Source organism: Mesorhizobium sp. P2_C5_2 (assembly GCF_056404535.1).
Genome location: NZ_JBFUDV010000001.1, coordinates 1384056 through 1401720, shown reverse-complemented (window position 1 = coordinate 1401720; position 17665 = coordinate 1384056). Strand labels below are relative to the sequence as shown.

21 protein-coding genes are annotated in these 17665 nt (G+C 62.9%); 10 read left to right on the top strand and 11 right to left on the bottom strand.

Features of this window, described 5'->3' with window-relative positions; genetic code table 11:
• Positions 1 to 4: 4 nt before the first annotated feature.
• The 3 genes from tolR to ybgC form a co-directional block, all read right to left on the bottom strand.
• Entirely contained in the window at positions 5 to 457 is a 453-nt protein-coding gene (gene tolR / locus AC1D1B_RS06755; RefSeq protein WP_181057782.1) for a protein TolR, read from the bottom strand.
• A gap of 11 nt (positions 458 to 468) precedes the next feature.
• Entirely contained in the window at positions 469 to 1179 is a 711-nt protein-coding gene (tolQ, locus tag AC1D1B_RS06750) for a protein TolQ (RefSeq protein WP_477330450.1), read from the bottom strand.
• 311 nt (positions 1180 to 1490) lie between these two features.
• On the bottom strand, positions 1491 to 1961 hold the full coding sequence (ybgC, locus tag AC1D1B_RS06745; protein WP_477330448.1) for a tol-pal system-associated acyl-CoA thioesterase: 471 nt from the start codon (positions 1959 to 1961) through the stop codon (positions 1491 to 1493).
• 65 nt (positions 1962 to 2026) lie between these two features.
• Here ybgC and AC1D1B_RS06740 point away from each other — a divergent pair, with 65 nt between their 5' ends.
• A complete protein-coding gene (locus AC1D1B_RS06740; RefSeq protein WP_477330446.1) occupies positions 2027 to 3277 on the top strand; it encodes a glycoside hydrolase family 5 protein in 1251 nt (416 codons plus the stop codon).
• 9 nt (positions 3278 to 3286) lie between these two features.
• On the opposite strand, the gene AC1D1B_RS06735 is transcribed toward AC1D1B_RS06740, so the two are convergent.
• The 5 genes from AC1D1B_RS06735 to rcdA form a co-directional block, all read right to left on the bottom strand.
• Positions 3287 to 4195: a metallophosphoesterase gene (locus tag AC1D1B_RS06735; protein ID WP_477330444.1), complete on the bottom strand. Its 909-nt coding sequence runs from the start codon at positions 4193 to 4195 to the stop codon at positions 3287 to 3289.
• Between the two features lie 136 nt (positions 4196 to 4331).
• The gene (gene ruvB / locus AC1D1B_RS06730) at positions 4332 to 5369 is read right to left on the bottom strand and encodes a Holliday junction branch migration DNA helicase RuvB (RefSeq protein WP_477330443.1); all 1038 of its coding nucleotides are present in this window, start codon (positions 5367 to 5369) and stop codon (positions 4332 to 4334) included.
• 43 nt (positions 5370 to 5412) lie between these two features.
• Positions 5413 to 6033, bottom strand: a complete 621-nt coding sequence (gene ruvA / locus AC1D1B_RS06725; RefSeq protein WP_203280180.1) for a Holliday junction branch migration protein RuvA — start codon at positions 6031 to 6033, stop codon at positions 5413 to 5415.
• A 13-nt stretch (positions 6034 to 6046) separates the two neighbouring features.
• On the bottom strand, positions 6047 to 6559 hold the full coding sequence (ruvC, locus tag AC1D1B_RS06720) for a crossover junction endodeoxyribonuclease RuvC (protein WP_181057761.1): 513 nt from the start codon (positions 6557 to 6559) through the stop codon (positions 6047 to 6049).
• 207 nt (positions 6560 to 6766) lie between these two features.
• On the bottom strand, positions 6767 to 7297 hold the full coding sequence (gene rcdA / locus AC1D1B_RS06715; protein WP_181062223.1) for a protease adaptor protein RcdA: 531 nt from the start codon (positions 7295 to 7297) through the stop codon (positions 6767 to 6769).
• A gap of 781 nt (positions 7298 to 8078) precedes the next feature.
• Here rcdA and AC1D1B_RS06710 point away from each other — a divergent pair.
• Positions 8079 to 8630: a DUF2269 family protein gene (locus AC1D1B_RS06710; RefSeq protein WP_477330441.1), complete on the top strand. Its 552-nt coding sequence runs from the start codon at positions 8079 to 8081 to the stop codon at positions 8628 to 8630.
• Between the two features lie 37 nt (positions 8631 to 8667).
• Here AC1D1B_RS06710 and AC1D1B_RS06705 read toward each other — a convergent pair whose 3' ends face one another.
• Complete coding sequence (locus AC1D1B_RS06705) at positions 8668 to 9438, bottom strand: sulfite exporter TauE/SafE family protein (protein ID WP_181062220.1); 771 nt, start codon at positions 9436 to 9438, stop codon at positions 8668 to 8670.
• Between the two features lie 198 nt (positions 9439 to 9636).
• Between AC1D1B_RS06705 and AC1D1B_RS06700 the strand changes: the two genes are divergently transcribed.
• Positions 9637 to 10095 carry an N-acetyltransferase family protein gene (locus AC1D1B_RS06700; RefSeq protein ID WP_477330439.1) on the top strand — a complete coding sequence of 153 codons (459 nt, stop codon included), beginning with the start codon at positions 9637 to 9639 and terminating at the stop codon, positions 10093 to 10095.
• A 12-nt stretch (positions 10096 to 10107) separates the two neighbouring features.
• Here AC1D1B_RS06700 and AC1D1B_RS06695 read toward each other — a convergent pair whose 3' ends face one another.
• A complete protein-coding gene (locus tag AC1D1B_RS06695; RefSeq protein ID WP_477330437.1) occupies positions 10108 to 10545 on the bottom strand; it encodes an Lrp/AsnC family transcriptional regulator in 438 nt (145 codons plus the stop codon).
• A gap of 133 nt (positions 10546 to 10678) precedes the next feature.
• Here AC1D1B_RS06695 and AC1D1B_RS06690 point away from each other — a divergent pair, with 133 nt between their 5' ends.
• The 4 genes from AC1D1B_RS06690 to AC1D1B_RS06675 all read left to right on the top strand — a co-directional run bounded on the left by AC1D1B_RS06690 (position 10679) and on the right by AC1D1B_RS06675 (position 14058).
• Positions 10679 to 11581: a DMT family transporter gene (locus tag AC1D1B_RS06690; RefSeq protein ID WP_477330435.1), complete on the top strand. Its 903-nt coding sequence runs from the start codon at positions 10679 to 10681 to the stop codon at positions 11579 to 11581.
• A gap of 103 nt (positions 11582 to 11684) precedes the next feature.
• A complete protein-coding gene (locus AC1D1B_RS06685; protein ID WP_477330433.1) occupies positions 11685 to 12230 on the top strand; it encodes a PH domain-containing protein in 546 nt (181 codons plus the stop codon).
• Between the two features lie 84 nt (positions 12231 to 12314).
• Positions 12315 to 12962 (top strand): thiamine phosphate synthase, encoded by a 648-nt coding sequence (locus tag AC1D1B_RS06680; protein WP_477330432.1) that lies wholly within the window; start codon positions 12315 to 12317, stop codon positions 12960 to 12962.
• 46 nt (positions 12963 to 13008) lie between these two features.
• The gene (locus AC1D1B_RS06675) at positions 13009 to 14058 is read left to right on the top strand and encodes a tetratricopeptide repeat protein (RefSeq protein WP_477330430.1); all 1050 of its coding nucleotides are present in this window, start codon (positions 13009 to 13011) and stop codon (positions 14056 to 14058) included.
• Positions 14059 to 14066: 8 nt separating this feature from the next.
• Here AC1D1B_RS06675 and AC1D1B_RS06670 read toward each other — a convergent pair whose 3' ends face one another.
• Complete coding sequence (locus AC1D1B_RS06670; protein ID WP_477330428.1) at positions 14067 to 15083, bottom strand: zinc-dependent alcohol dehydrogenase family protein; 1017 nt, start codon at positions 15081 to 15083, stop codon at positions 14067 to 14069.
• Between the two features lie 101 nt (positions 15084 to 15184).
• Between AC1D1B_RS06670 and AC1D1B_RS06665 the strand changes: the two genes are divergently transcribed.
• The 3 genes from AC1D1B_RS06665 (at position 15185) to AC1D1B_RS06655 (ending at position 17655) form a co-directional block, all read left to right on the top strand.
• Positions 15185 to 16045 (top strand): LysR family transcriptional regulator, encoded by an 861-nt coding sequence (locus AC1D1B_RS06665; RefSeq protein ID WP_477330426.1) that lies wholly within the window; start codon positions 15185 to 15187, stop codon positions 16043 to 16045.
• Positions 16046 to 16207: 162 nt separating this feature from the next.
• Entirely contained in the window at positions 16208 to 16774 is a 567-nt protein-coding gene (gene efp / locus AC1D1B_RS06660) for an elongation factor P (protein WP_477330424.1), read from the top strand.
• 80 nt (positions 16775 to 16854) lie between these two features.
• Positions 16855 to 17655 (top strand): inositol monophosphatase family protein, encoded by an 801-nt coding sequence (locus tag AC1D1B_RS06655; RefSeq protein ID WP_477330422.1) that lies wholly within the window; start codon positions 16855 to 16857, stop codon positions 17653 to 17655.
• The last annotated feature ends 10 nt before the right edge of the window (positions 17656 to 17665 follow it).

The window sequence follows — 17665 nt, the reverse complement described above, 5'->3', positions numbered from 1 at the left end:
GGTGCTACTGTTCCTGTTCCTGCAATGAAACCAGGCCGATATTCTTGTAACCAGCGGCCGAAATGCGGGCCATCACCTTCATGGCGGTGCCATAGTCGGTCGACTTGTCGCCGCGGATGAAGATGCGTTCCTCATAGCCGGTCTTGGAAATCGCCTGCAGCTTGGCCACCAGTTCCTCGATCGGGATTTCGGTTTCCTGCAGGTAGATCTGGCCGGCGGCATTGATCGAGACGGTGATCGGCTGCGTGTCGGCATTCATCGCCTTGGCCTGCGTATCCGGCAGGTCGATCGGCACGCCGACCGTCAACAAGGGTGCGGCGACCATGAAGATGATCAACAGCACCAGCATCACGTCGACCATCGGCGTGACGTTGATTTCGGATATCAGCGCGTGATGGCGGCCGCGCCGCCTGTGGCCGCGCCCGCCGCGTCCCGAGATGCCTACGGACATACCCATCTTGCTGCTCCTCAGGCCTTCGGCGCTACTTTTTCATCGATTTGGCGCGAGAGTATGGCGGAGAACTCGTCCGAGAACCCTTCCATCCGCACCGCTATCTTGTTCGCGTCCGATGACAGCTTGTTGTAGGCGATAACAGCCGGGATGGCGGCGAGCAGGCCGATGGCCGTTGCCAGCAGCGCCTCGGCGATGCCGGGGGCAACCACCGAAAGGCTGGTGTTCTTGGAAGCGGCGATGGCCTGGAACGAGGTCATGATACCGATGACGGTGCCGAACAGCCCGATGAATGGTGCCGCCGAACCGGTGGTGGCGAGGAAGCCGAGCCGCCCTTCCAGCCGCTCCATCTCGCGTGTCAGCGCCAGGTCCATGGCCTTGTCGATGCGGGTCTGCAGGCCGAGCGGCGATTTTGCACCCTTCTCGAAGCTCTTCTTCCATTCGCGCATGGCGGCAACGAAGATCGCGCCCATGCCTGATGTCTTGCGGTCGGCCAGCGTCCGGTAGAGCTCCTCCAGCGACTGTCCCGACCAGAACACCTGCTCGAAGCGGTTGAGCGCCAACCGCATGCGGGCATAGCTGACCAGCTTGTCGACGATGATTGCCCAGGTCCAGATCGAAGCGCAGAGCAGCCCGATCATCACCAGCTTGACCACCCAGCCGGCCTGCATGAACAGCGCCCAAATCGACAAATGCGCTGCCGGGTCGGCGAGTGCGATATTTTCCATCGTTCAAGTCCTTAAGATTTTCCGGGCATCGCTGGCGGCTGGCCCATGGGCATCCTCGTGGTCCGTTCGCGCTAGGCTTGCGGATTAACCCCAAAATGCACCGTTAGCGGCCTTTTCAGGGCAAATATTGGTGAAAGGAAGGCGCGCGGATTCTTCCAATCTTCACCGATCTCTTCATGAACCGTTATGGTTAAGGATGGGTTAGGAAATAAGGCGCGGCGCATTGCCGCGCCTCGGCACGCCGGCAGGCTGTCCATTGCAATCGAACACGCTGCCGATCAGCAGCTCGTTGCAGGCCGCAGGCCCGGATATCAGCTTGCCCTTGGTATGAAAGCAGCGATCCATTCTTTTGGAAAGCGCTTCGGCCGGCCGTTCTCGCCGATGATCGCCGCCTCGACCTTTGCCTCGACCAGCACCTCGTCGCCGCGCTTCAATTGCTGCGCCATGACGATCCGGGCGCCGGAAATGTCTTCGGTGCGAGTGTCGATGGTCAGGATATCGTCCATGCGGGCGGGCGAACGAAAAACGATCTCCATGCGCCGCACCACCCAGACAATGCGTTCGCCATGCTTGCCTTCGTGAAGTTCGGTGTGGTGGACGCCGGCGAGCCTGAGATAGTCTGAGCGGCCGCGCTCGAAGAATTCGAGATAACGCGCATGGTAGACGACGCCGGAGAAGTCGGTGTCGGCATAGTAGACCCGCGCCATCAGCCGATGGCCGAACTCCGTCAGCTCACCGGAAAGCCCGGCAGCGAGTGCCGCCGATTCACCATGATCGTCCATCGCGCTTTCCTTTTTGCCCCCGGCGGGGCACCTGTCCTGCCAATATCACCAGCGCAGCAAACCGGATGGCACTGTTGACGGCGATGATCAAGACCTTGATGGCGGCGTTACTGGTGCTGGCGGCGTCTGCGCTGCCCGGCCATGCCGCGAGTTTTTCGATGAAGCGCGGCCTCAACCTCGACCAATGGACGACCTGGGTCGGAGAAGACAAGTGGAACGATCCCAAAGCCATCCTGCCCTATCCGGAATGGCGCAAGTTCCTCAACGAGGATGATCTCAAGGCATTGAAGGCCGCCGGTTTCGACTTCCTGCGCATGCCCGTCGATCCCTCACCGTTCCTTTCCGACCAGACGCTGGCGCTGCGCGACGACCTTTATGCCAGCGTGCGGGACTCGGCCCGCATGATCAACCGGGCCGGGCTGAAAGTGATCGTCGACATGCACCTCATCCCGGCCGGTGGCGGCCGCGAGCCCGGGATGGGCCAGGTGATGGACGATCCCGCCACCTTCGACGCCTATGTCGAGGTCATCCGCAAAATGGCGCGTACGCTTGCCACGGAGGACCCGACGCAGGTCGCTTTCGAGCCGATGAACGAGCCGATCGTCGACTGCGACAGCGACGGCACCAACCTTTGGCCGGAGCGACAGCAGAAGCTGTTCGCGGCCGCGCGCGCCTCGGCCACCAGGCTGACGCTTATCCTGACCGGCGCCTGCTATTCCAATGCGGCCTCGCTGGTCAGGATCGATCCGAAGACAATCCCCGACGACAACATCATCTGGACCTTCCACTCTTACGACCCGTTCCTGCTCACCCATCAGGGCGCGACCTGGGCCGGCGATTTCATTCCTTATGTCACCGGCCTGCCCTACCCGCTGACCGCGGTGCCGCGTGCCGAACTCGATGCGAAGCTGGATGCGATCCGCGCCAAGATGAAGGCCGAGGCGCCGTGGACCAGACGGAACGGTTTGCTCTCCTATCTCGATGAGCAGGTGGCCAGCATGGACACGGACGAGAAGCTGCTCGGCGTCATGGATGCGCCGTTCGAAAAGGTCGACGCCTGGGCCAAGACCAACGGCATCAAGCCGGAAAACATCACGCTCGGTGAATTCGGCATGATCCGCCAGGAATACGGCAACCCCTATGTGATGCCGCCGCAATACCGCGCCGCCTATGTCAAGGACATGATCGCGCGTGCCGAGGCGCATGGCTTCTCATGGTCGGTGTGGAGTTTTGGCGGCGCCTTCGGCATCGTCGACGCTTTCAACGGCGACAAGGCCGAACCTGCTGTAATGGATGCGATCCGGTCGCTTCACTGAGGGCAAGCCCTAGGCTGAGCCCAGATCAATCTGTAGTATCTCCGGCCGCATACCGAACCGCACCGGCGCGATGCTGAAGCCGAGCCCGCCTGAGACAATCAAATTGCGGTCATTCTCGACGACATGGCCATAGGCGAAACGATTGCCGAAGCGGGACGGCACCACAGGTGAATAGCCGAACAGCCGGACCTGCCCGCCATGGGTGTGGCCCGACAGCGTCAGCGAAACCCGCCCCGGCACTTTCGGAAAAATGTCGGGCTCGTGGGCGAGCAGGATGATAGGCGCCTGGTCGCTGATCTTGGCCAGCGTGCCGTCGAGATCGTCCAGCCCCTTGGGGTGACTGCGGCCCCAGGCCCGGCCGGGGAGCAACGCCAATTGATCCGCGAGGCCGGCAAGCCAGAAGCCGTGGCCGTCCTTTTCCAGGCGCACGACATCGTTTTCCAGCACCGGAATGCCGACGGCCTCCAGCGCCTTGCGCGAAATCGTCGGGCCGGCGCCAGCCCTTTGCGCGGTACGGTCCTCCCACCAGTCATGGTTGCCGAGGACCGACCAGACGCCGAGCGGCGCCTTGAGGCCGGACAGCGCCGGCGCCCATTCCGACGCATCCACCCAACCCGTCACCATGCGCGTGCCGGCAGGAAAGTCTCCAAGCATGAGGATCACATCGGGCCGGAGCGCATTCGCCTCAGCAGCGAGCGAAGCGATCCGCTCAGGTGTCATCCAGGGGTGGCAGGCATGGATGTCGGAAAGCACCGCAACCCGCAGCTTCAGACCCGCCGGCCAATGCGGCGGCGTCAGTTGATAGCGCTTCACATGCGTCAACAGCATCGGCTCGATGCCAACCGCATAGGCACTGAGCGAAGCCAGCGAGAGGAACGAACCCCCGACGAATTTCAGGAACCCGCGTCTGGTGATCACTTTCTTCGCTCCGATACTTGATCGGAGCAGTCCGCGCCGACACTACGACGCTCGATAAAATCCAGGAATGCGCCTTCACGCTGGCAGGCTTGAGGAGATTCTGCGCAGACAACCCGTTCCGGAGGACAAATCTCCGTTACTCTTCCTGGAACAGGTTGATCTGCTGCTGCGCCAGATCCTTCGGCGCGTCGAGGCCGAGATGACGCCAGGCATTGGCGGTCAGCACGCGGCCGCGCGGCGTACGCTGGATGAAACCCTGCTGGATCAGATAGGGCTCGATAATGTCCTCGATAGCGTCGCGCGGCTCGGACAGGCCGGCGGCGATGGTCTCGATGCCGACGGGACCGCCGCCGAAATTGCGGGCGATCATCGAGAGATAGCGGCGGTCGAGCGCGTCGAGGCCGAGCCCGTCGACCTCCAGCCGCGTCAAAGCTTCGTCGGCAATCTGCTTGTCGACGTGACCGTCCCCGGCAACGGAGGCGAAATCGCGCACCCGGCGCAGCAGCCGGCCGGCGATGCGCGGCGTGCCGCGGGCGCGGCGCGCGATCTCCAGTGCGCCATCGTCGCCGAGCGGCATTTGCAGGATGCGGGCACCGCGGCGCACGATCTGTTCCAACTCCTCGACCGAATAGAAATTGAGCCGCACCGGAATGCCGAAACGGTCACGCAGCGGATTGGTCAAAAGGCCGAGCCGGGTGGTGGCGGCGACCAATGTGAAGCGGGCGAGGTCGATCTTGACCGAGCGCGCCGCCGGCCCCTCGCCGATGATCAGGTCGAGTTGAAAATCCTCCATCGCCGGATAGAGGATTTCCTCGACCGCCGGATTGAGTCGGTGGATCTCGTCGATGAACAGCACGTCGCGGTCCTCGAGATTGGTGAGCAGTGCCGCCAGATCGCCGGCCTTGGCGATCACCGGGCCCGAGGTCGAGCGGAAATTGACGCCGAGCTCGCGCGCCATGATCTGCGCCAGCGTCGTCTTGCCAAGCCCCGGCGGCCCGACGAACAGCACATGGTCGAGCGCCTCGCTGCGGCCCTTGGCGGCCTCGATGAAGACCTTGAGATTGGCCCGCACCGCCGCCTGACCGATGAAATCGGCGAGCGTCTGCGGCCGCAAGGTCTGCTCGGCATCCTCGCCGTGCTTTTCCGGGGTAATGAGGCGGGGAGAAAGGCTCATGCCGCCTTCCTCGCACGGGGCAAAGGACGGGACAAGCAACCGCTCACCGCGCCAGTTCCTTCAGCCCGAAACGAATGAGCTTCGAGGCATCCGCGTCCTCGCCGGCAGTCTTCAGAGCCGCCGCCACCGCATTGGCTGCCGTGTCACGCGAATAGCCGAGATTGACCAGCGCCGAAACGGCGTCGGTGATCGGCGCCGGCGCGACCCCTTCGCCGAGCTCTTGCTTGAGACCGATGGTGCCGGAGGCAGTTCCGGCATAGGCCGGCGCCTTGTTCTTCAGTTCGGTGACGATGCGCTCGGCCACCTTCTTGCCGACGCCGGGCGCGCGGCTGACCATGGCGATGTCGCGCAGCGCGATCGCATTGGCGAGGTCGGCCGGCGCCAATGTCGACAGGATCGCCAACGCCACCTTGGCGCCGACGCCCTGCACATTGGTCATCAACAGTCGGAACCATTCGCGCTCCAGCACCGATTGAAAGCCGTAAAGCCGGATCATGTCCTCGCGTACATAGGTTTCGATAAACAGCACCACCGCTTCGCCCGGCGACGGCAGCGACGCCAGCGTGCGCGCCGAACAGTAGGCGACATAGCCGACGCCATGTACGTCGACGAGGCAGAAATCCTCGTCGATCTCGTCGAGTGTGCCCTTGAGCTTGCCTATCATGCTCAATAGCCTTTCATGATGCCAACGCCGCCATCCGGTAGGCGACGCTTTGCCGGTGATGCGCGTGGCAGATGGCGATGGCCAGTGCGTCGGCGGCATGTTCGGTGTCGAAAGTGGCTTTCGGCAACAGCACCTTGACCATCATGTGGATCTGCTTCTTGTCGCCATGGCCGACGCCGATCACCGCCTTTTTGACGGCATTGGGGGCATATTCGGCGACGACAAGGCCGGCGCGCGCCGGCACCAGCATGGCTATGCCGCGCGCCTGGCCGAGCTTCAGCGTCGCCACCGCATCCTTGTTGACGAAGGTTTGCTCGACGGCCGCTTCGTGCGGCATGGCCGCGTGCAGGATCTCGGCCAGCCCGTCATGCAATTGGCAGAGCCGTGTCGCCAGCGCCGCCTTGTCGTCGGAGCGCACGGTGCCCGACGCTACGAAGCGAAGCGAGTTGCCTAGGCTTTCGACGATGCCCCAGCCGGTGCGCCTCAGCCCCGGGTCGATACCGATGATGCGAATCGCTTCCCCCATCCGCCAAGTCTACCTCCGGCGGACAGCGATGCCAGCGAAATGTGAACAAACCGGAAACGGGAGCTACAGGCTGTTTGAGAATTCGCTCTGACGAGACAGCTGGGGTGGTTTTCGAGAACCGGAGCGGAGCGTACTTGAGTACGTGAGCACCGGAAGCGCAGAAAACCGCTTCAGATGCCCGTCGGAGTAGAATTATCAAGCAGTCTGTTAGCCCCGGGCGAAAGCCGTGTTCAGCAGCGTGATCTGGTCGGAAACCGGATTGACGCGGCGGACGGCGGACGGCGTCTCGGTAAACGCGCCGCCATAGATCTCCTCGTCCATGCGGCGCACCAGTGCCTGCAGGCGCAGCGAACGGGTGACGAGGTCGAGGAAATCCTTCGGCAGTTCGTTCCAACCGACCGCCTCGTCATGCGCCGACGCGGTGTCGAGGCGCACCTTGGATTTCTCCGAAGCGACCTGGTCGCGGGTCATCTCGCCGGAGTTTGCCGCTCGCTGCAAAAGCAGCCAGGAGGCAACCTGCATCAGCCTTGTGGTCAGCCGCATCGATTCGGCCGCATAGAGCGTCGCTGCCAGCCTGGACAGCTTTTTCGCCTCGGCCCGGCCCTTGCCGTCGAGATATTCGGCTGCCTGCTCGACCAGGCCCATGCCCTCCTGGTAAAGCGGTTTGAAGGATTGGGAGAAAACCCGGCGTTCCGCCAGTTTGATGGTTTTCGCGATGCCCTTCGAAGGCTCGTTCATCGTACGCCCCTGCACTGCCCCGTCGGCTGATTCGGCTCTTCGCCGTCACGCCGGCACCCTAGATGACTGAGGCTTGAAAATGCGCTTCGCCGCCGGTGAAGGCAAGCACATGTTTAACAAACGGTTAACGCCGGCGGATGGGCGCTAGAGCCGGATGATTTCAGGTCGGATCCACCTGAAATCTGAATCCGCCTCTAAGTCAAAACGCAGAGCATAATGCCTGGACAAACGGTTCTCGTTTGTCCGAGAAAACCGCTTCACACTTTTCGGCATCATGCTCTAACGGCCCAAAATGCGGACAAAAAAAGAGCCGCGGATAAGGCGGCTCTCAGGAGTTTAACAGGGAGGCGTCAAACGAAGTGGCTCCAACCACTCGGTAAGAATCCAGATAACTGGATGGACATAGTAAACACCTGTAAAGCTTAATGAACCCTTAACGGCGCGGATATTTCTTGATCGACCGCTGCCCTTCTGTGCCGTATCAGCACAACGGCCCGCGGGACCTGATCGTCAGCTTGCTCAAGCCTTCTTCCAGGCCGCCCGCAGGGAAATGAAGGCGAACAGCAGCATTCCCGCACAAAAGCCTAGCGCGATGCCGCTGATTGCCGTCAGCCAGAAATGGACGACAGCAATGGTCTTTTGCCCGACGACACGGCGGTAACAGGCTGGAGCGTCGACGCGACATCGTTCCGAAACATGCGTTGCGCTAAACGCCCGCTCCTCTGAAACGGTCGGCGCAAACCGCTCGGCCGCAGATCATCGGAACACCTAGGAGCAAACCATGGACTGGTATTCGATCGTCAAATTCTTCCACATCGTTACGGCCACCTTGTGGGTCGGAGGTGGGTTCGTGCTGTTCCTGCTCGGCATGCTTGCCGAGCGTGCCGGCAACATCGAGGAAAAGTTGCAGACGATACGTGCCAGCGGACAGCTGGGCGGCAAATTTTTCGCACCGATGTCGATGCTGACCCTGATCTTCGGCGTCATCATGTGCAGCTTCTGGGTGGGGTTCACCGATCTGTGGATTGTCATCGGCCTCGTCGGCTACGCCACGACCTTTTCGATCGGCATGTTCGTCTTCAAACCGATCGGCGAGCGCATGGGCGCCGTAATCGCCAAGGAGGGCATGTCACCTGCTGTCCTTGCCATGGGCCAGCGTATGACGAGCGTGGCACGCTTCGACTATGCAGTGATGCTGGTCGTCATCGCGGACATGGTGCTCAAGCCGACTGAGCACGACATCGGTATTCTCGCCGGCATGATTTTGGTTGTCATCGCCGGCGCCGCACTGGCCTTTGACGGCAGTCGCCGCCTCGTGCCGAGCGCCGTCTAAGACCGAGGCGGCGGCGGTACGGTCGCCTCGCGCGCATCTACATCAGGCCGGCGATCCCGTCCCACAGCAGCTTGACCGCGACCACGGCCACGGTCGCATAGGTGAAGGGATAGAAGATCTCCGGCCGCATGCGCCGCACCAGCCAGGCGCCGGCAATGGTGGCCAGCGGCGCCAGCGGCATCAGCACGGCGGACGCCGTCAGATTGGCGGTGTCGAACTGGCCGAGGGCGAAATAGGGGATCAGCTTCAGCGCATTGGTGGCGGCAAAAAAGATCGCCGATGTCCCCGACAGCACCTTCGGATCGAGCCTGATCGGCAGCGCATAGACCTGGAAGGGTGGGCCGCCGACATGAGCAACGAAGCTGGTGAAGCCGGCGACCGTGCCCCAGAAGGCGGCGGCGATGCGGTTGGGCGCCGCCGCATGGTCGGAACCGTGGCGGAATTGCAGGTAAAGCCACCGCAGCACGAAGATCAGCGCGACCGCGCCGACGATCAGCCGCACCATCTCTTCAGTCACGAGCGCCGCCGTCAGCCAGCCCAGGCCAATGCCGATCACCGCGCCCGGCATCATGTCGACCAGCATCTTGCGGTCATAGACGCCCCACCACGTCCACACCGAAACGATGTCCATCAGGCACAGGATCGGCAGCAGGATGGCCGCCGCCTGCACCGGCGGCATGGCCAGCGCCATCAGCGGCACGCCGACAAAGCCGACAGCGCCGCCGAAGCCGCCTTTCGACAGGCCGACGAGAATAACCGCCGGAATGGCGGCGGCATAGAACCACGGATCGGCGAGCAGACCTGACATGAGGAGAATGAGGCTGGAGGGAAGATGGTGACCTGCAATAACCCAGAAATCCGTGCGCCGCGACAGCGAAAATTCCGGCAGGACGATGTCGGTCATCAACTGTCTGTAACCTGACCGTTCGGGATTTGCGGCAAGATTGCCGGCGATGCATAAGGGCGCCATCCCGATGCATCAGGTTTTGACCCCAGGTTTTTGACAATGAGCGAACTCCACATCCGCCGCGCCGACGCAGCCGACCTGCCTGCCATTGTCGCCATGCTCGCCGACGATCCGCTCGGCAGCAGCCGCGAGGACGCCACCGAGCCACTCGCCAAGGCCTATCGCGACGCCTTTGCCGCCATCGACGCGGACCCAAAACAGTTTCTTGCCGTCATGACGGACGACGGTACGGTGATCGGCACGCTGCAGATCACTTACCTTGCCGGCCTATCGCTGCAAGGCGCCTTGCGCGGCCAGATCGAGGCTGTCCGCGTCGCTGCTGACCGGCGCGGCGAAAGGCTGGGGCAACGCCTGCTGGCATGGGCGGTCGAACAGTGCCGCGAACGCGGCTGCAAAATTGTCCAGCTGACCACCAACAAGAGCCGCCACGACGCGCACCGCTTCTATGACCGGCTCGGCTTCAAGGCCAGCCACATCGGTTACAAGCTGGAGCTTTAGCTAAAACGACGCTTACCCAAGTGGAGGCGGGCGGCGCCGGATCGGCTGCGCCTTGATAATGGCGGTGCTGGTTTCCGCCTTGTCGGCGATGCGGTCGAGAAGCTTGTCGAGCTCGCCCATCGAACGCACATAAAGCCGGGCCACGAAACAGTCGTCGCCGGTGACCTTGTCGCACTCGCCGAATTCCGGGATTTCCTCGATCAGCTTCTGCACGATATGCAGCTTGCCCGGCAGCGGCCGCACCCGCACGATCGCCTGCAGCGGATAGCCCAACGCCTCCGGATCGATCTCGACGGTGAAGGCGCGAATGACACCGCGTTCCTCCAGCCGCCGCAGCCGCTCGGAGACGCTCGGCGACGACAACCCGACCTGTTGCGCCAGATCCTTCAACGAGGTTCTGGAATCCCGGATCAGGATGTCGAGAAGCTTTCTGTCCAACTCGTCCAGCATTTTCATTCCCTCACAAAAGGCAGAGTTAGCCTTATTAAATTAGGCTATCACCGTATATCACCTTTCATAAGGCATATAAACCCTCAGGACCGCATGAGATTATCATACCTCAACGGATATCAGAGGTATTGTCATGGACAGCACGGTGCGCGGCACGATCGAGATGACGGCGGCGATGACGATCATCGGCACGATCGGCTGGTTCGTCGTCATGTCGGGCCAGCCCGTCATGGACGTGGTGTTCTGGCGCTGCGCCTTCGGCGCTGTGGCGCTGCTGGTCACCTGTGCAGCCCTCGGGCTGCTGCGCGGCAGGCTGACGCTTCGCATTGTTGCCATTGCCGCTCTCGGCGGCGCGGCCATCGTGATCAACTGGCTGTTGCTGTTCAGCGCGTTTTCCCGCGCCTCGATCTCGATCGCCACAGCGGTCTACAACACCCAGCCCTTCATGCTGGTCGGCTTCGGCGCGCTGTTCTTCGGCGAGCGGCTGACCCTGACCAAGCTGACCTGGCTCGGCATCGCCTTCGCCGGCATGCTGCTGATCGTGCAGACAGGGCCTGACGCGGGCATCACCGGCACCGATTATGTCACCGGCATCGGCATGGCACTTGGCGCGGCCTTCTTCTGGGCTGTCGCGGCAATCGTCGCCAAGAAGCTGAAAGGCACCCCGCCGCATCTGATCGCGCTGATCCAGGTCTGCGTCGGCGTCGTCATGCTGGCGCCCTTTGCCAACCTCGCCCATTTGCCAGCCGACAGCTGGAGCTGGGCCATGCTGGTCACCCTTGGCGTCGTCCACACCGGGCTGGTCTACATATTGATGTATGGCGCCATCCAGAAACTGCCGACGCATCTGCAGGGGTCGCTGTCCTTCATCTACCCTGTCGTGGCGATCCTGGTCGATGTCGTTGCCTTCGGCCACCGGCTGCATCCGGCCCAGCTTGTCGGCGCCGCCGCCATCTTGATTGCCGCCGCCGGCATGAACCTCGGCTGGGCGCTGTGGAAGTCAAAAACGCCGGCGCAAAACGCCCACGTCAGCTGATAATGCGCCGGGGATTTGCACCGCCAGCAGAAGTCATGCGATGAAAGCCTAGGCGCATGCGATGGGTGGTGGCGTGGACGTCGGAATCTTTCAGAGACGGCTGTTGCCCCACGAACGCATCTTGTGGAGCGGCCTTCCCGCGCAGGGCATATTGTTCACCAGCAGCGATATGTTTCTCATACCGTTCAGCCTGCTGTGGTGCGGGTTTGCAATTTTCTGGACCTACATGGCGGCAAGCCAAGGCACCCCGGTTTTCTTCTATGCGTGGGGAGGCATGTTCGTCTGCATTGGTCTCTTCTTCGTCTTTGGCAGGTTTGCCGTCGACGCATGGGTGAGACGACGCATCGCTTACGCAGTCACCGACAAGCGCATTCTCATCATGCGAACCGCCCCTTTCTCCAACTTCATATCGATCGATCTTGAGCGTCTTCCCGATATCCAAATGACGGGCGCGGAAGCAAGGCGTGGCAATTTGCGTTTCGGACCCGCAGCATCTTTCTTCGGAAATTCAAGGACGGGCGCCTGGTCTCCAGCTTTTGACCCCGTCCCGCAATTTCTTGGCATCGAAGCGCCTTCGAAGGTGTTTGACCTCATCATGAAAGCCAGCAACGCTCTTCGTTCCGAACAGCGATTGTCGCCTGACAGCTAGCGCCTGTTCAATCCTGGCGCTTTGCTCTATGCCGCAATCCAACCATCTTCGCCCGGCATAGGCGAAATCCGAGATCGAAAGCCAATGAACGACGCAACACCCCCCAACCGCTGCCGCATCGTGCTGATCGCGCCCAAGGACGCGCCGGCCGAACGCATTGCCGCGGCCTTCGAGGGCGGTGACGTCGCTTCGCTGATCCTGCCTGAGAACGGCATGGACGAGGCTGCTTTCCAGGCCTTCGCCGAACAGATCGTGCCGGCGGCGCAGGCGGCCGGCATCGCCGTCATCATCGCCGGCGACACCCGCATTGCCGGCCGCGTCCAGGCCGACGGCATCCATGTCGAGGTTTCCAAGGACGCACTCGCCGAGACCATCGAGCACTTCCAAGGCAAGATGATGGTCGGCGCCGGCGGCGCCAAGACCCGCGACGACGCGCTGGAACTCGGCGAAACCAGGCCCGATTACATCTTCTTCGGCCGCTTCGGCTACGACAACAAGCCGGAGCCGCATCCACGCAACCTGTCGCTCGGCCGCTGGTGGGCCGACATGATCCAGATCCCTTGCATCGTCATGGCCGGATCGGACCTCGCCTCTATCGAGGCGGTAGCAGACACCGGCGCCGAATTCGTGGCGATGTCCAGCGCCGTCTTCGCCGATGGCACCGATCCCGCAGCGGCGATTGTTGCCGCCAATGCACTGCTCGATCAAACCGCGCCGCGCTTCGAGGACTGACGTGCGCCGTCCCGGACTTCCTCTCGCGGTTCTCGTTGCGGCATTGATGAGCGGGGCAGCGATGGCGGCGGAGACCGTGCCGCTGCCGCAGCCGAGGCCCGACACCAGCGCACCCGCCATCAGCGCGCCGGATCCGGGCGCCCCAAAGGCCGGCACCACGGATTCCGGCGTTCATGTCGACAAGCCGATCGAGACTCCGCTGCCGCAGCCCGCGACGACCGCGCCGCTGCCGTCGGCCGACGCCATCAACCCCGAGCGTTTCGGCGCCAAGCCGGCGGACCCCGCCTATGGCGCTTTCCAGCGCGGCCTCTACAAGACCGCCTACAATCTGGCGCTGGTGCGGGCCAAGAATGGCGACCCGGCGGCGCAAACGCTGGTCGCCGAGATCCTGTCGCGCGGGCTGGGCGTACCGCTCAACCCTGCCGAGGCCGCCAAATGGTACGCGCAGGCCGCCGAACAGGGGATACCTGAATCGCAGTTCCAGTATGCGCTGATGCTGCTCGATGGCCGCTACGTCAAGAAGGACGAGAAGGGCGCCTACGCCCTGATGCAGGCAGCCGCCGAGGCCGGCAACCGCCTGGCGCAGTTCAACTTCGCGCAGCTGCTGGTGCAGCAGGATCCTGGCGATGCCGGCATCGCCAGGGCGGTGCCCTATTATGAGCGCGCCGCGGCGACCGGGCTTGCCGACGCCCAGTATGCGATGGCGCAGGTCTATGCCAATGGCGTCGGCGGCAAGACGCGCGACGATGCCCTCGCGCGCAGCCTGCTGGCGCAAGCCGCCAGGCAGAACTACGACACCGCGCAGATCGATCTTGCCGCCTGGATGATCGAGGGCCGCGGCGGTGTTCGCGACCTGAAATCCGGCTTCAACTGGATGAAGCAGGCTGCCGAAGGCGGCAACGTCGCCGCCCAGAACCGGCTGGCAAAGCTCTATATGGGCGGCATCGGCACCGATCCAGATCTGATCCTGGCCGGAGCCTGGTATGTGGTCGCCCGCCGCGCCGGCCTCATCGATCCGCAGATGGACGATTTCCTGCAAGGGCTGACCGACGATCAGACCAAGCAGGCCTTGCAGAAGGCCAACCGCTTGCCCTGACCGCGAATTCACCTGACATGATCGAGCACGACCTTGCCGAAAGGTGAGCCATGTTCGAGATGGCGAAAGGCCTTTGCTGCCTCTGCCCAGGGAAAGACCCGGTCGATCACCGGCCGCAGCCGGTTGACGGCAAGTGCCCGGTTCATGGCCTCGAAGGATTCGCGCGAGCCGACCGGAATGCCGCGTGCTTTCACCTGGCGGCGGAAGATGTCGAGCGGATTGATCGCCCCTTCGCTGCCGCCGAGATAGCCGATGACATTGATCTGGGCGCCGCGCGCCGACGCCTTGAGTGACTGCGCGAAACTTTGTGGACCACCGACTTCGATGATGTGATCGGCGCCGCGGCCATCGGTCAGCGCCAGCACGGCCGATGACCAGTCCGGAGTGTCGCGGTAGTTGACGCCGTCATGCGCGCCGAGCTCTTTCGCCCGGGCAAGTTTCTCATCGCTGCTCGACGTCACGATGACGCGTGCGCCGCCTGCCTTTGCGAATTGCACGGCAAACAACGACACACCGCCAGTGCCGAGGCTGAGCACGGTTTCGCCTGGCTTGAGGTTGCCTTCCGTGAACAACGCATGCCAGGCGGTGACGGCGGCGCAAGGCAATGTCGCCGCCTCGACATCGCTGAGATGTGCCGGGACAATGACAGCCGCCTGTTCGTCCAGCCGGGCGAACTCGCTGAGCAAGCCATCGATCGGACCGCCGCGTTGATATGAGGGTTCGGCCATGGCGAAGCTGCCGCCGGCCCAACGTTGCCAGAACGTGCCGCAGACCCGGTCGCCGATCTTGAAGCGGCTGACCTCGGAGCCAACGGCAACGACTTCGCCGACGCCGTCGGAAAGCGGCACCAGCGGCAACGGGAATGTGGTGTGATAGCTGCCGCGCGCGATCTCGACATCGCGGTAATTGAGCGCCGTGGCCTTGACCCTGATGATCATCTCCTGGCGGCCCGGTTCCGGCATTGGCCGCTCGACCATCTTGAGACTGTCGATGCCGCCCGGACCCTGGAGTTCGATTGCCTTCATTTTCGTCGTCCTTTCGTTTGAAAGGAAAATCGCTTGCCAGGCGGCGGATTTCAAATTCATAATATTTAGAATGATTATGCCTACAAGACATGGACACGGTGATGCTTGAGGAACTGCGCACGCTTGCCTTGTTTGCCGAGGAGGGCTCGATCCAGAAAGTCGCCCGGCGCCTGCCGCTGACGCAGCCCGCCGTCACAAGGCAGATCCAGCGGCTGGAGGACATGCTGGCCGTCACGCTGCTCGACCGCCGGCAAAAGCCGCCTCAACTGACCCCTGCTGGGTTGGAAGTTCTGGCGCGCGGCCGCGATATTCTCGCTTCAGTGGAGGCGCTGAAATCCTTTGCCCGAAAGGCCGAGCCGGAAGGCCTGCTTCGCCTTGGCCTCGCCCATGGCCTCTCCGACCGGGACGTGGCGGAGGCCATCGCCAACGCTACGGCGATGTTCCCGAAAGTGTCGCTGCGGCTCAAGACCGGCTGGAGCGCCGAGCTGGTCGATCAGTTCGACCGCGGGCAGATCGACCTCGCCATCGTGCTGCGCGCGGGCGGCAGCGAGCACGGCGATGCCTGTATCGGCATCGAACGTCTCGGCGTCGTGACTAGCGAGCAGGCGGGGCAGATATCCGACCTCAAAAATGCAGCCTGGATTTTGAGCCCGGCGCCATGCGATGCGCGCCAGCTTTTGCTTGTCGCTCTTGGCGATGACCGCCGCAGACTATCCATTGCCGCCGAAATCCAGGACCCGGCCATGCAGCTGGAATGGGTGCGCCGCGGCCTTGGTGTTGGCCTGATGCCAATGCGCCTTTTCGGCAGACAGCTGCCGCAGGGCGTGACACTTGTCGAAACGGAGACACTTGACCTCTCCATGCAGGTCGTCGTCCTGCGATCGCCGCACATCCATCGGCTGACGAAGGTCGCCGAGGCCATCGCCGAGGCGGTCGGCTCAGTTGTCAATCAGCACGGCTGATCGAGCCTGCGTCGGCGCCGCATCCGGTGCCCGACTTGCGCGTATCGATGCCTTCCGACCGGCGCCAACCTGCCCGCTCCCTTGCCTCTTCGGGTGATTTGTGGTCTTGGGAGCCCAAAATCGCTTGTCCAGCGACCATCTCATTCCCGGATCAACATCATCATGGCCAAGATCAATGGCAACGAAATCCGTCCCGGCTATGTCATCGAGCACGATGGCGGCCTCTGGGTGGCGGTCAAGACCAACACCGTCAAGCCCGGCAAGGGCGGCGCTTACAACCAGGTCGAACTGAAGAACCTGATCAGCGGCACCAAGCTCAACGAGCGCTTCCGTTCGGCCGAGACTGTCGAGCAGATCAGGCTCGATCTGAAGGATTTTTCCTTCCTCTACGCACAAGACGACGCGCTGGTGTTCATGGACACGCAGAGTTACGAGCAGCTCGAACTGGCGAAGGATTTTGTCGGCGACCGCGCCGCCTTCCTGCAGGACGGCATGATGGTGACCGTCCAGCTCTATGAGGACAGGCCGATCGGCATTTCGCTGCCCGACCAGGTGACGCTGACCATCACCGAAGCTGACCCGGTGGTGAAGGGCCAGACGGCCGCGTCTTCCTACAAGCCGGCGGTGCTGGAAAACGGCATCCGCGTGCTGGTACCGCCATTCATCGGCGCCGGCGAACGCATCGTCGTCGACACCAACGAACTCACCTACATGCGCCGCGCAGACTGATGCATGTCGCCCAAAAGTGGCCCCGGTTTTGGGTCACCGACATGCATCAAGACTAATGTACGTAGGCAGGAACAGATACGATGGCACGCTCCGCACTTCTCAATGTCATGGTCCAGGCCGCCATGAAGGCCGGCCGCTCGCTGTCGCGCGACTTCGGCGAGGTGCAGAACCTGCAGGTGTCGATGAAGGGGCCGGGCGACTATGTCAGCCAAGCCGACCGCAAGGCCGAGGACATCCTGTTTGCCGAACTATCGAAGGCGCGGCCGGGCTATGCTTTCCTGATGGAGGAGCGCGGCGTGGTCGAGGGCGATGACGACCAGCACCGCTGGATCGTCGACCCGCTCGACGGCACCACCAATTTCCTGCACGGCATCCCGATCTTTTCCATCTCGATCGCGCTCGAGCGCCAGGGCCAGCTCGTCGCCGCCGTGATCTACAATCCGGCAATGGATGAGCTCTACACCGCCGAGCGCGGCGGCGGCGCCTTCATGAACGACCGCCGGCTGCGCGTTGCCGGCCGCAGCAAGCTCACCGACTGCGTCATCGGCTGCGGCGTGCCGCATCTCGGACGCGGCCAGCACGGCAATTTCCTGGTCGAATTGCGCAATGTGATGGCCGAAGTCTCGGGCGTGCGCCGCCTGGGTTCGGCCGCACTCGATCTCGCCTATGTCGCCGCCGGGCGCATGGATGGCTTCTGGGAAACCGGCCTGTCGGCCTGGGATATCGCCGCCGGCCTGCTCCTGATCCGCGAAGCCGGCGGCTTCGTCTCCGACGTGGATGGCGGCCAGGACATGCTGGAGGCAGGCTCGGTCGTTGCCGGCAACGAAGTCATTCAGCGCGCGCTGCTCAAGGCTGTGAAGAAGCCGCTTTCTGCACGCTGATCACTGTGCA

Coding starts and splice junctions, on each gene's coding strand:
- AC1D1B_RS06680 (WP_477330432.1), top strand. CDS start 12,315: ATGAACGACGCAACACCCCCCAACCGCTGCCGCATCGTGCTGATCGCG.
- ruvC (WP_181057761.1), bottom strand. CDS start 6,559: ATGGGGGAAGCGATTCGCATCATCGGTATCGACCCGGGGCTGAGGCGC.
- efp (WP_477330424.1), top strand. CDS start 16,208: ATGGCCAAGATCAATGGCAACGAAATCCGTCCCGGCTATGTCATCGAG.
- rcdA (WP_181062223.1), bottom strand. CDS start 7,297: ATGAACGAGCCTTCGAAGGGCATCGCGAAAACCATCAAACTGGCGGAA.
- AC1D1B_RS06695 (WP_477330437.1), bottom strand. CDS start 10,545: ATGCTGGACGAGTTGGACAGAAAGCTTCTCGACATCCTGATCCGGGAT.
- AC1D1B_RS06705 (WP_181062220.1), bottom strand. CDS start 9,438: ATGTCAGGTCTGCTCGCCGATCCGTGGTTCTATGCCGCCGCCATTCCG.
- ruvA (WP_203280180.1), bottom strand. CDS start 6,033: ATGATAGGCAAGCTCAAGGGCACACTCGACGAGATCGACGAGGATTTC.
- AC1D1B_RS06665 (WP_477330426.1), top strand. CDS start 15,185: ATGCTTGAGGAACTGCGCACGCTTGCCTTGTTTGCCGAGGAGGGCTCG.
- AC1D1B_RS06690 (WP_477330435.1), top strand. CDS start 10,679: ATGGACAGCACGGTGCGCGGCACGATCGAGATGACGGCGGCGATGACG.
- ruvB (WP_477330443.1), bottom strand. CDS start 5,369: ATGAGCCTTTCTCCCCGCCTCATTACCCCGGAAAAGCACGGCGAGGAT.
- AC1D1B_RS06655 (WP_477330422.1), top strand. CDS start 16,855: ATGGCACGCTCCGCACTTCTCAATGTCATGGTCCAGGCCGCCATGAAG.
- ybgC (WP_477330448.1), bottom strand. CDS start 1,961: ATGGACGATCATGGTGAATCGGCGGCACTCGCTGCCGGGCTTTCCGGT.
- tolQ (WP_477330450.1), bottom strand. CDS start 1,179: ATGGAAAATATCGCACTCGCCGACCCGGCAGCGCATTTGTCGATTTGG.
- AC1D1B_RS06700 (WP_477330439.1), top strand. CDS start 9,637: ATGAGCGAACTCCACATCCGCCGCGCCGACGCAGCCGACCTGCCTGCC.
- AC1D1B_RS06740 (WP_477330446.1), top strand. CDS start 2,027: ATGGCACTGTTGACGGCGATGATCAAGACCTTGATGGCGGCGTTACTG.
- AC1D1B_RS06670 (WP_477330428.1), bottom strand. CDS start 15,083: ATGAAGGCAATCGAACTCCAGGGTCCGGGCGGCATCGACAGTCTCAAG.
- AC1D1B_RS06710 (WP_477330441.1), top strand. CDS start 8,079: ATGGACTGGTATTCGATCGTCAAATTCTTCCACATCGTTACGGCCACC.
- AC1D1B_RS06675 (WP_477330430.1), top strand. CDS start 13,009: ATGAGCGGGGCAGCGATGGCGGCGGAGACCGTGCCGCTGCCGCAGCCG.
- tolR (WP_181057782.1), bottom strand. CDS start 457: ATGGGTATGTCCGTAGGCATCTCGGGACGCGGCGGGCGCGGCCACAGG.